This window comes from Hydrogenophaga sp. FW305-3-2-15-A-LB1 (assembly GCF_058787875.1).
Genome location: NZ_JBYTAE010000081.1, coordinates 18,727 through 29,836 on the forward strand (window position 1 = coordinate 18,727; position 11,110 = coordinate 29,836).

At 67.9% G+C, this 11,110-nt stretch carries 12 protein-coding genes; 5 read left to right on the forward strand and 7 right to left on the reverse strand.

What is annotated here, in order from left to right; translation table 11 throughout:
- Nucleotides 1-13: 13 nt before the first annotated feature.
- The 3 genes from AC3WPZ_RS22070 to asd form a co-directional block, all read right to left on the reverse strand.
- Entirely contained in the window at nucleotides 14-562 is a 549-nt protein-coding gene (locus AC3WPZ_RS22070) for a DUF3455 domain-containing protein (RefSeq protein WP_382321982.1), read from the reverse strand.
- Between the two features lie 119 nt (nucleotides 563-681).
- Nucleotides 682-1,884 carry a formate-dependent phosphoribosylglycinamide formyltransferase gene (gene purT / locus AC3WPZ_RS22075; RefSeq protein WP_444687452.1) on the reverse strand — a complete coding sequence of 401 codons (1,203 nt, stop codon included), beginning with the start codon at nucleotides 1,882-1,884 and terminating at the stop codon, nucleotides 682-684.
- Nucleotides 1,885-1,915: 31 nt separating this feature from the next.
- Complete coding sequence (gene asd / locus AC3WPZ_RS22080; protein ID WP_492441553.1) at nucleotides 1,916-2,767, reverse strand: archaetidylserine decarboxylase; 852 nt, start codon at nucleotides 2,765-2,767, stop codon at nucleotides 1,916-1,918.
- A 101-nt stretch (nucleotides 2,768-2,868) separates the two neighbouring features.
- On the opposite strand from asd, the gene AC3WPZ_RS22085 reads away from it, so the two are divergent.
- Nucleotides 2,869-3,804 (forward strand): ATP-binding cassette domain-containing protein, encoded by a 936-nt coding sequence (locus AC3WPZ_RS22085; RefSeq protein WP_492441555.1) that lies wholly within the window; start codon nucleotides 2,869-2,871, stop codon nucleotides 3,802-3,804.
- Nucleotides 3,805-3,807: 3 nt separating this feature from the next.
- A complete protein-coding gene (locus AC3WPZ_RS22090; RefSeq protein ID WP_382321988.1) occupies nucleotides 3,808-4,632 on the forward strand; it encodes an ABC transporter permease in 825 nt (274 codons plus the stop codon).
- Nucleotides 4,633-4,635: 3 nt separating this feature from the next.
- Here the strand turns inward: AC3WPZ_RS22090 and AC3WPZ_RS22095 are convergent, their stop codons facing one another.
- The 4 genes from AC3WPZ_RS22095 to AC3WPZ_RS22110 all read right to left on the reverse strand — a co-directional run bounded on the left by AC3WPZ_RS22095 (nucleotide 4,636) and on the right by AC3WPZ_RS22110 (nucleotide 8,404).
- Nucleotides 4,636-4,893, reverse strand: a complete 258-nt coding sequence (locus AC3WPZ_RS22095) for a hypothetical protein (RefSeq protein WP_382154047.1) — start codon at nucleotides 4,891-4,893, stop codon at nucleotides 4,636-4,638.
- Nucleotides 4,894-5,056: 163 nt separating this feature from the next.
- Nucleotides 5,057-6,184, reverse strand: coding sequence for a YbdK family carboxylate-amine ligase (locus tag AC3WPZ_RS22100; RefSeq protein ID WP_291121182.1), 1,128 nt, complete (start codon nucleotides 6,182-6,184; stop codon nucleotides 5,057-5,059).
- Nucleotides 6,185-6,187: 3 nt separating this feature from the next.
- Entirely contained in the window at nucleotides 6,188-7,375 is a 1,188-nt protein-coding gene (locus AC3WPZ_RS22105) for a cation:proton antiporter (RefSeq protein ID WP_444687455.1), read from the reverse strand.
- Nucleotides 7,376-7,528: 153 nt separating this feature from the next.
- Nucleotides 7,529-8,404 carry a class I SAM-dependent methyltransferase gene (locus tag AC3WPZ_RS22110; RefSeq protein ID WP_382154041.1) on the reverse strand — a complete coding sequence of 292 codons (876 nt, stop codon included), beginning with the start codon at nucleotides 8,402-8,404 and terminating at the stop codon, nucleotides 7,529-7,531.
- Between the two features lie 54 nt (nucleotides 8,405-8,458).
- Between AC3WPZ_RS22110 and AC3WPZ_RS22115 the strand changes: the two genes are divergently transcribed.
- The 3 genes from AC3WPZ_RS22115 (at nucleotide 8,459) to AC3WPZ_RS22125 (ending at nucleotide 10,910) form a co-directional block, all read left to right on the forward strand.
- On the forward strand, nucleotides 8,459-9,502 hold the full coding sequence (locus tag AC3WPZ_RS22115; RefSeq protein ID WP_492434048.1) for a serine/threonine protein kinase: 1,044 nt from the start codon (nucleotides 8,459-8,461) through the stop codon (nucleotides 9,500-9,502).
- Between the two features lie 468 nt (nucleotides 9,503-9,970).
- Nucleotides 9,971-10,420 carry a MarR family winged helix-turn-helix transcriptional regulator gene (locus AC3WPZ_RS22120; protein ID WP_382321996.1) on the forward strand — a complete coding sequence of 150 codons (450 nt, stop codon included), beginning with the start codon at nucleotides 9,971-9,973 and terminating at the stop codon, nucleotides 10,418-10,420.
- 61 nt (nucleotides 10,421-10,481) lie between these two features.
- Nucleotides 10,482-10,910, forward strand: coding sequence for an organic hydroperoxide resistance protein (locus AC3WPZ_RS22125; RefSeq protein ID WP_382321998.1), 429 nt, complete (start codon nucleotides 10,482-10,484; stop codon nucleotides 10,908-10,910).
- Nucleotides 10,911-11,110 lie beyond the last annotated feature (200 nt).

An 11,110-nucleotide genomic window follows, 5' to 3' on the forward strand; every position in this document is an offset into this window, starting at 1 on the left:
CAGCCCCGCCCGCTCAGGATGCCTTGTAGAAGATGTAGTCGGCCTGGTACTGCACGACCTGCTTGGCGCCCACGTTGGCGGCACCGCAGGCGGAGGTCGGTGCGATGCCGCCCTTGGTCGCCACGCGCTGGGTGTAGGTCACGCCATTCAGGGCGCCCATGCCCATGGCGGGGTTGGCCTTCACAAGCTGCAGGGGGATGTTCGCGTCGCCGTTGGGCGCCACGGCGACCTGGGTGGCGGTGAACTTGGAGCCGTCCATGGCTTCCCAGGTGGCGGGCGGGCCGTAGTACTTGCCGACCTGCTTGCCGCTGCGGTCCAGCAGCTTGGCGTCGGGGCCGCCGAACACCCATTCGTGCTGGCCAGGCATGTTGGCCTTGACCTTGCACTCGTAGGTGATCTGGCCGACGCCCACGGTTTCCCAGGCGACCTTGTGGCCGGCCGGCACCTTCACGGCGTCGGGCAGGCTGGCCTGCGAATACATCATGGCGGGCGAGCCCATGTGGGAAGCGCAGGCGGTCATGGCAAGCACCGCTGCGGCGGCCAGGGTGGATTTGAACAGCATGGCAAAACTCCTCGGGGTTGGGGTTGTGGGCAGCAGCGCAAAAACGGCGCCACTGCTTCCACTACTCGCCAACCGGCGTTTTGGATGCAGCCGGATGCAAAAAAACTTCGGGCCAGGGTTCAGGCCTTGCGCGGCCGGACCTTCGAGGCCGCCAGCTTGGCCTGGGTGCGGGCGCGCTCCACGTCGGCGTCGAACGCCAGCGCCACGCCCATGCGGCGCTTGGTGAAGCTCTCGGGCTTGCCGAACAGGCGCAGCTCGGTCTGCGGCACCTGCAGGGCCTCGTCCACGCCGTCGAAGGCGATGCCCGTGGCCTCGACGCCGCCGTAGATGACGGCGCTGGCACCCGGGCTCTTGAGCGTGGTGGAGACCGGCAGGCCCAGGATGGCGCGCGCGTGCAGCTCGAACTCGTTCTGCCACTGGGTGATCATGGTGACCATGCCGGTGTCGTGCGGGCGCGGGCTGACCTCGCTGAACCAGACCTGGTCGCCCTTGACGAACAGCTCCACGCCGAACAGGCCCTGGCCGCCGAGGTCGTCGGTCACGGCCTGGGCGATGCGGCGCGACTCGGCCAGCGCCTTGGGCGTCATGGGGTGCGGCTGCCAGCTCTCCACGTAGTCGCCGCTCACCTGCACGTGGCCGATCGGGTCGCAGAAGTGCGTCTCGATGCCGCCGTCGGCGCCGCGCGCGCGCACGGTGAGCTGGGTGATCTCGTAGTCGAAGTCGATGAAGCCTTCCACGATGATGCGGCCCGGGCCGACGCGCCCGCCCGACATGGCGCAGTCCCACGCGGTCTTCACGTCGGCGGGGCCGTCGATCTTGCTCTGGCCCTTGCCGCTGCTGCTCATCACCGGCTTGACGATGCAGGGGTAGCCGATGCCGCTGTCGATGGCGGCCTGCAGCTCGTCGAGCGAATCGCAGAACTTGTAGGGGCTGGTGGGCAGGCCCAGGGTCTCGGCGGCCAGGCGGCGGATGCCTTCGCGGTCCATGGTCAGGCGCGCGGCGCGGGCGGTGGGGATCACGCGCACCACGCCAGCGGCTTCAAGCTCCTGCAGCATGGGCGTGGCGATGGCCTCGATCTCGGGCACCACCAGGTGCGGGCGCTCGGCCTCGATCAGCGCCTTGAGCTGCGCCGGGTCGCTCATGGTGATGGTGCGCGCATGGTGCGCCACCTGCTGGCCCGGGGCGTTCTCGTAGCGGTCCACCGCGATGGTCTCCACGCCCAGGCGCTGCAGCGCGATCAGCACCTCCTTGCCGAGCTCGCCCGAACCCAGCAGCATGACCCGGGTGGCCGAAGGAGACAAAGGGGTGCCCAGCGTGGTCATGTGAAGCTCCGGAAGAAAGAAAGGGAAATGTTCAGAGGGACTGGCCCATGGCCTCGCCCAGGCGCACGGCGTTGCCGGGTGCCCAGTCGGGGTTGAAGGCGATCGTGTCGCGCGGCCACAGCAGCACCACGGTGGAGCCGAGCAGGAAGCGGCCCATTTCCTCGCCGCGCTGCAGGTGCAGCGGCTGGTCGTTGTAGGACCACTCGCGCACCGTGCCCGGGCGCGGCGGGTTCACCACGCCGTGCCAGGTGGTGGCCATGCTGCCCACGATGGTCGCGCCCACCAGCACCTGCACGAAGGGCACGGTGGTCTCGCCCACCTGCAGGTCGAACACGCACACCACGCGCTCGTTGCGCGCGAACAGGCCGGGCACGCCCTGGGCCGTGGCCGGGTTGACCGAGAACAGGTCGCCCGGCACGTGGATCATGCGGCGCAGCGTGGCCGCCGCCGGCATGTGGATGCGGTGGTAGTCGCGCGGGCTGAGGTAGATGGTGGCGAAGGCGCCGTCGTCGAACTGGGCGGCCAGGGCGGCGTCACCGCCCACCAGCGCGCGCGTGCTGTAGGTGTGGCCCTTGGCCTGGTAGATCTGGTCGCGCGCGATCGCGCCGAACTGGCTGATGGCGCCATCCACCGGACAGACAAAGGCCGCATCGGCCAGCGGGCGGGCATCGGCGCGCAGCGCGCGGGTGAAGAACTGATTGAAGCTGGCGTAGGCCTGTGGGTCGGGGTTCGCGGCCTCCGCCATGTTCACGCCGTACTTGCGGATGAAGCGGCGGATGATCCACTGCGTGATGCCCCCCCAGCGGCCGTTGGCCACCCAGCCCCCAAACACAGTGAGTGCGCGCTTCGGGAAAACGTATTGCAGGGCAACGGCGAATGACATGGGTGGGCAGGACGGTGGCGGGGACAAGACCCTGGCGGGCAGCCCCGCATTGTAGGGGCCGGCCCCAGGCGCTACGGTGCGAGCGGGCACAATGCCGGCACATGAAAGACGCCCTGTTCGAATGCCAACACCTCGTCAAACGCTATGGCGACAGCACCGTGGTGAACGACCTGAGTTTTGCCATCGGCCCCGGTGAATGCCTGGGCGTGATCGGGCCCAACGGCGCCGGCAAGACCACCACCATCCGCATGTGCCTGGGCCTGACCGCGCCCGACGCCGGCACCATCACCGCCTTCGGCCAGGACATGCCGCGCGACGCGTTGGCCATCAAGGCCCAGCTGGGCGTGGTGAGCCAGATGGACACCCTGGACCCGGACTTCGACTGCGCCGAGAACCTGCTGGTGTACGGCCGCTACTTCGGGCTGCCGGCGGCCACCGTCCGCGAACGCATCCCCAGGCTGCTGGAGTTCGCCGCGCTCTCGCACAAGGCCAACGCCAAGCCGGGCGAACTCTCGGGTGGCATGAAACGGCGCCTCTCGCTGGCGCGCGCGCTGGTCAACGACCCGCGCCTGCTGATGCTCGACGAGCCCACCACCGGCCTGGACCCACAGGCGCGCCACCTGATGTGGGAGCGCCTGCAGATGCTGCTGCAGCAAGGCAAGAGCATCCTACTGACCACGCACTTCATGGACGAGGCCGAGCGCCTGTGCTCGCGCCTACTGGTGCTGGACCACGGTCGCAAGATCGCCGAGGGCCGGCCGCGCGAACTGATCGCCCAGCACCTGGAGCCCGACGTGGTGGAGGTCTACGGCAACGGCGCGCTGGCGCTGGCCCATGGCGAGGCGCACGCCGCCCTGCGCGCGCTCGCCGCGCGCGTGGAGGTGAGCGGCGAGACCGTGTTCTTCTACACCGCGCAGGCCCTGCCGCTGCTGGCCGCGCTCGGCGAGCACCACCACCTGCGCACCCTGCACCGGCCTGCCAACCTGGAAGACCTCTTTCTCAAGCTCACGGGTCGCCAGATCCGCGAGGACGGCTGACCCATGAGCACCACCCACACCCCCTCCCCCTGGTCCCCACCGCGCCTGTCCATGCGCTGGTGGCCCGTCTTCCTGCGCAACCTGCTGGTCTGGCGCAAGCTCGCCATCCCCAGCCTGGTGGGCAACATCGCCGAGCCGCTGATGTGGCTGGTCGCCTTCGGCTACGGCATGGGCGCGCTGGTGGGCCAGGTCAACCTGGGCACGCCGCAAGGCGGCAGCGTGGCCGTGCCCTACATCCTGTTCCTGGCCAGCGGCAGCATCTGCATGAGCGCGATGAACGCGGCCAGCTTCGAGGCGCTGTACTCGGCCTTCTCGCGCATGCACGTGCAGAAGACCTGGGACGGCATCATGAACGCGCCGGTGAGCCTGGACGACGTGGTGCTGGCGGAAATGCTGTGGGCGGGCTTCAAGGCCCTGTTCACGGTGACGGCCATCCTGGGCGTGATGCTCGCGCTGGGCATCAGCCATTCCCCCAAGCTGCTGCTGGCCTGGCCGGTGCTGCTGGGGGTGGGTATCACGTTCTCGTGCATCGCCCTGGTGTTCAACGCCCTGGCCAAGGGCTATGACTTCTTCACCTACTACTTCACCCTGTTCCTGACCCCCATGATGTTTCTCTCGGGGGTGTTCTTTCCGCGCGAGCAGTTGCCCGGGGTGGTGCGGCAGATCTCGGACTGGCTGCCACTGACCAATGCGGTGGAGCTGGTGCGGCCCCTGTTCATGGACCAGTGGCCCACGCAGGCCTGGCTGCACGGCGGGGTGCTGCTCGCCTACACGGTAGGCGCCTTCTGGCTCGCCCTCGCGCTCACGCGCAAAAGGTTTGCCAAGTAGACCTCAGTGGACGGCGCGCAGCGCAGGCTGGGCGTCGCTGTACAGCTCGCTGCCGGTGTCGATGAAGTCTTCGGCTTCGATCACGGCGTCGAACTCGCGGGCGGCGGTGTCGAAGATCTTGGGAATCAGGGGCTTGTCCAGCGGGCGGCAGATGCGGCTGCGGATGCCGCGCAGGTTGGCGCTGGTCTCCATGGCGCTGATCACGGCTTCCGGATCGAGCATCAGGACGAAGGGGTTGAGGCGGGTGGCGGTGGTGGACATGGGGGGCTCCCTGGGGTGGGTTTGAACGGTGACAAATGGGCTGTCGATGAAACAAACTGTACCGGCGCCCCCCTGGAACGTTAAGTCGGCGCCCCGCCATTCGCGCTGTAGGAACTTCGCTGACAGAGCGTGCGTTGTCCCTACAGGCGGTTCGTGAACTGCATCACGAACGGGGGCCGCGCAGCGCCTCCACGCTGGCGCGCACCACCGACTGCACGCTGCCACTTTCCTTGAACTGGTTGCGCAGGTAGGTCGCGTGGTTGCCCACACGGCCGGCCGTGCGCTCGATCTCGTCCAGCGCCGCGAGCGAATTCAGCGCCACGCCATGGGGCGTGAGGTGGCGCAGCGTGGCGAGGATGTCCTCGCGGATGCTGATCTGCTCGCGCGTCTTGGGGTTGACCATCATGCCGTCCAGGCCGAAGCGGCAGGCCTGGAAACGGTTGTAGGTGTAGACCAGGTAATCGTCTTCTTCCGGCGGCAGCTCGCGCCGCTCCAGCAGGTGGCGGCACAGCGCCTGCAGGTAACACGCCAGCCCCGCCGCGCGCTCCACCGTCAGGGGCGTGTCGCACACGCGCAGTTCGATGGTGCCGTACTCGGGCTTGGGCCGGATGTCCCAGTAGAAGTCCTTCATGGATTTGACCACGCCCGTGCTCTCCATCTTGGTGAAGTAGACGTTGGTGAACTCCTCCCAGCTCAGCACGAAGGGCGCGCGCCCACTGAGCGGGAAGGCGAACACCGAGTTCAGGCGCGCCGAATCGAACAGCGTGTCCACGCCCTGCGAGAACGGCGACGAGGCCGACAGCGCGATGAAGTGCGGCACGTAGCGGTTGAGCGAGTGCAGCAGGAACAGCGCCTCGTCGGCGCTGGCGCAGCCGATGTGCACGTGCTGGCCGAACACGGTGAACTGCTTGGCGAGGTAACCGTACAGGCCCGAAAGCTGCTCGAAGCGCGGCTTGGAGAAGATGCGCTGCTCGAACCAGCGCTGGAACGGGTGCGTGCCGCCGCCCGAGAGCTCGATGTTGAGCCGGTCGCCCGCGCTCACCAGGGTGTCGCGGATCTGCTGCAGCTGCGCGAGCAGGGGGCCGTGTTCGCGCTGCACGTCGGTCGCGATCTCGATCATGCTCTGCGTCATTTCGGGCGTGACCACGCCCGGGAACGGCTTGCGCCGCAGCAGCTCCAGCAGGTCGTTGGCGCTGCTGGACAGATCGAGGTCGTAGGTGTTGACGAGCTGCAGTTCGAGCTCGACGCCCATGGTCAGCGAGTCGGAGGATTTGAAGGCTTCCAAAGGCATGGCTCAACCTTTCGTGACGTGGGTTTCATGCGCGGCCAGCAGCGCGCGCTGCGTGACCACCGGGCCGAGCAATTCCTGCAGCAGCATCATGCCGGCCATGACCGAGAGCACCTCCACCGCGGGTGCGAAACCATACAGGCGGCTCTGCTCGATCAGCAGGATGGCGAAGGCCGACATGGGCGTGAGCGCCAGGCCGGTGAGCAGGCCCTTGCGCTCGGTGATGCCCGAGAGCCGCGCGGCCACGAGGTTGCAGCCGACCTTGGAGGCCGTGCGCACGAGGATGAGCAGCAGGCCCAGCAGCATGCCGGTGCCCACGTCGGCCCAGTCGAGCAGCGAGGCGATGTAGACGAAGAGGAAGATCGACAGCAGGTCGCCGGCGGTGCCGAAGTCGCGCTGCGCGTTGGTCAGGTGCACGCGGCGCTCGCGCGCCACGATACCGAAGGTGAGCGCGGCCAGCAGCGGCGAGAGCTTGAGGCCATAGGCCGCGGTGGTGAGCAGCAGCACCGACAGCGCGAACACCACGGTGACGCCGCGCTCGTGCGTGTTGCGCAGGCGCAGCAGCCAGGGCACGGCCACGCCGAGCAGGCCACCCACGGCCACCGAGGTGCCCACCTGGTGGATGCTGCCGAAGGCCGCAAGCACCAGGTCTCCCGAGGTGCTGAGGTACCAGTAACCCACCACCAGCTTGAGCGCGAGCACGGAGACCATGCAGTTGATGGCGCACAGGTGCAGCACGCGCTCGGTCACCTGGCCGGCGCTGCGCAGCTCGTTGGCCACGCGCACGATGCCAGCCGGCGAGGCCGAAATCGACAGCGCCGCGATGATGAGGCGCAGGTCCGTGGCGAGGTCGAACCAGCCAGTGACCCAGTACATCACCGCGAAGGTGACGATGGACTCGACCACGCCGAGCACCAGCACCCAGGGGTTGTGGCGGAACCAGCGCAGGTTGATGCGGTAGCCCAGCTCGAACAGCACCAGCGAGAGCGCCACGTTGGCCAGGAAGGGCAGGCCCGGCACGTCGGTGGTCAGGCCGGGCAGGTTGACCAGCCCGCCGACCAGCCCCACCGCCACGTAGCTGGTGACGCGCGGGATGTGCCAGACCTCGTGCGCGCGCTCGGCAATGAACCAGGCGAGCAGCAACACCAGGGGCCAGGCAATGGACTGGAGCAGAAAACTGTAATCGGTAAGCATGGGTAAAACTCCTCGGCGAGAGTTTGATGAACGAATGCCGCCACGCGTGTAGGACACGCGCTGAAAACATCAAGACGTCCGGCCATCAGCGAAAGCTGAACGGAGCGCCGCGAACACGGCAACAGGGATGCCTGGTGAGAAGGCGAGAAGCGGTCAAGCCGCGAAACGCTGCGTGAGCTCTTGCAGGTGAAGCTCGTCGAGCACCTGCTGCAAACGCTGCCTGGCGCGCTCCTGCGTGCCATGGCGGTCCGAGCCCATTCTACGGGCCAGAATCAATTCGTTCTTGAGCGAGTGTTCCCACCCCACCAGCTCGGTGACGGTCACGCTGTAACCCTGGGCTTCGAGCTGCAGGCAGCGCAGCACGTTGGTGATCTGGCTGCCGAACTCGCGCGTGTGCAGCGGGTGGCGCCAGAGCTCGGCCAGCGGTGTGCGCGACAGGCTCAGCGCCTTGTGCTTGCGCATCACGCCGGCCACCTCGGCCTGGCAGCACGGCACCAGCACCATGTGGCTGGCCTGCTTGGCCAGGCCGAACTGGATCGCGTCGTCGGTCGCGGTGTCGCAGGCGTGCAGCGCGGTCACCACATCGACCGTGGGCGGCAGCGCCGGGTGGGTGAGCGCCTGTTGCACGGTGGTGGCGAGAAAGTCCATGCGCTCGAAGCCCAGGCGCGCGGCCAGGGCCTGCGATTTCTCCACCAGCTCGGCGCGGGTTTCCACGCCGGTCACGCGGCCCACCGGCTTGTCCTTGAAGAACAGGTCGTACAGGATGAAGCCGAGGTAGGACTTGCCCGCGCCGTGGTCGGCCAACGTCACGTCGCCGCGCGCGGCCAGCACCTCGGCCAGCAGGGGCTCGATGAACTGCACGAGGTGATACACCTGTTTGAGCTTGCGCCGCGTATCCTGGTTGAGCTTGCCCTCGCGCGTGAGGATGTGCAGTTCCTGGAGCAGCGCGACGGACTGGCCGGGCCGCAGTTCGGGCAGCTGCTCTTGCAGCGTGGGCGTGGGCCGCGCATTCGCCTTGTGTTTCGACATGCGCCGATCATAGGTGAGCCCCTTTGGCCTCATGGCCAGCAGCGACAATCGCGCATGATTTCCAACAACGACAGCAGCAGCCACCCCTACAGCACCCTCACACCCGACGTGGTGCAGGACGCGCTGGCCCACATCGGCCTGTGGGGGGACGGGCGCCTGAGCGCGCTCAACAGTTTCGAGAACCGCGTGTACCAGATCCATCTGGAGGCGCCGGTGGAGGGGGTGGATCAGGTGGTGGCGAAGTTCTACCGGCCCGGGCGCTGGAGCGATGCGCAGATCGCCGAGGAGCATGCTTTTGCCGAGGAGCTGGTGGCGGCCGAGATTCCGGCGGTGCCGCCGCTGCGCGTGCAGGGCGAGACGCTGCACCACTTCGGCGGCTTCACGTTCGCGGTGAGCCCGCGCCGGGGTGGGCGCCGGCCCGAGCTCGACAATTTCGAGGTGCTGGAGTGGATCGGCCGTTTTCTCGCCCGCATCCACACCGTGGGCGCGCAGCGGCCGTTTGCGGTGCGCCCGGCGCTGGATGCCGCGGCCTTCGCGCACGAGCCGCGCGACTGGCTGGTGGCGCATGCGGCGATCGCGCCCGAGGTGCGTGGTGCCTGGGCTTCTGCGCTGGAGGAGGCGCTGGCCCTGATCGAGGCGCACCCGGTGCTGCGGGCGGGCGCGGTGGTGGACGAGGACGGCATTCAGCGCATCCGCCTGCACGGGGATTGCCACCCGGGCAACATTCTCTGGACGCCCGAGGGCCAGCCGGGCGCGGGGCCGCATTTCGTGGACCTGGACGATGCGCGCATGGGGCCGGCGGTGCAGGATCTGTGGATGTTGCTGTCGGGCGATCGGCGTCAGCAGATGCAGCAGCTGGGGGCGCTGGTGGACGGCTATGAACAGTTCCGGCCGTTCGATCGCCGTGAGTTGGCGCTGATCGAGCCTCTGCGGACTTTGCGCCTGATCCACTACAGCGCCTGGGTCGCTCGGCGGTGGGACGATCCCGCTTTTCCGATCAACTTTCCCTGGTTCGGCAGCCGGGACTATTGGCAGGGACAGGTGGACATGCTGGTGGAGCAGATCGAGGAGATGCAGGGTGAGCCTTTGATGGCCTGAGTCCTGTTTCTGTTTGAGACCTCGCGGGGGCCGGTGGCGGTGCCCGCGTTCTCCGGCCCTGCTCGCGGGCGTCTGCCTGGGTTCGCCACCACCCTCTCGTCAACACCGCATGCAGTCATCCAGCGCGAGGGCAACCGCGAATGGGGGCCTGCGCCCGCGGACACCGCCACCGTCCTGCAAACCAAGTAGGCGCACCAAGGCTGGTGTGCCGGCACCTCGCTGGGGTGGATGGCGTGGGTGCGCGGGCGCAGGCCCCCATTCGCGGTTGCCACAGAAAGTGCGCACCAGTCGCCTTGTTGACGAAGCGGTGCGGGCGCGCCCGCGCAGACACCCGCGAGCAGGGCCGGAGAACGCGCACCCACGCCAGCCACCCTCGCACCATGTCACCCCAATGAAAGCCCCCAACCCCAAAATGGTTGCTCAAAATTAAATTGCACACAATACAAACAACCCATACAGTACCACCCCATGAAGACCGAAAGCCTCCCCAGCGACCAAGCCCTCAAGCTCGACCACCAGTTGTGCTTCGCGCTCTACTCCGCCTCGCTGGCGATGACCAAGCTCTACAAGCCCCTGCTCGAAGAGATGGGCCTCACCTACCCCCAATACCTCGCCATGCTCGTGCTGTGGGAAAACGACGGCGTCACCGTCTCCGAACTCGGTGACCGCCTCTACCTCGACTCCGGCACCCTCACCCCCCTGCTCAAGCGGCTCGAAACCGCCGACCTCGTGACCCGCCTGCGCGACGTGCAGGACGAACGCCGCGTGCTCATCCGCCTCACCGCCGCCGGCCGCAAACTCAAGGCCCGCGCCGCGCGCATCCCCGGCTGCGTGCTGCAAGCCACGCAATGCGACGTGTCCGAAGTGATGGCGCTCACGCAGCAGGTGCAAACCCTGCGCGACCGCCTCACCGCCTGATCATTCCCTTTCACCCACCCCCAGCTTCCACCCGAAGCCCTTCAACCTCAGGAGCCACACCATGCCCACCTCCCTCGACAAAGTTCTCTACACCGCCCGCGCCCACACCACCGGCGGCCGCGACGGCGCCTCGCGCAGCGACGACGGCCTGCTCGACGTCAAGCTCTCCCCGCCCAAGGCCATGGGCGGCGCCGGCAACGCCACCAACCCCGAACAGCTCTTCGCCGCTGGTTACTCCGCCTGCTTCATGGGCGCGCTCAAGCACGTCGCCGGCATGAAGAAAGTGGCCGTGCCCGCCGACGCCTCCATCGACGCCGAAGTGGACATCGGCCCGATCCCCGCCGGCTTCGGCATCGCCGCGCGCCTGGCCGTGAGCCTGCCCGGCGTGGACCGTGCCGTGGCCCAGGACCTGGTGGACACCGCCCACAAGGTGTGCCCCTACTCCAACGCCACCCGCGGCAACATCGACGTGACCATCACGCTGAAGTAAGCCCTTCCCTGGCACCCAGCAAAAAAGCCCACCGGTTCGCACCGGTGGGCTTTTTTTCTGATGCTTTTCGCGGCGCTCAGTTGCGGTCGTGCGGATCGTGGATCACCGTGCTGGTGCCCACCCCCACGCCCACGCTGGCCCCACTGTTGCCGATGCGCGTGCTCGTCCCCACCCCCCCGCCCGCACAGACCAGGCCCCCC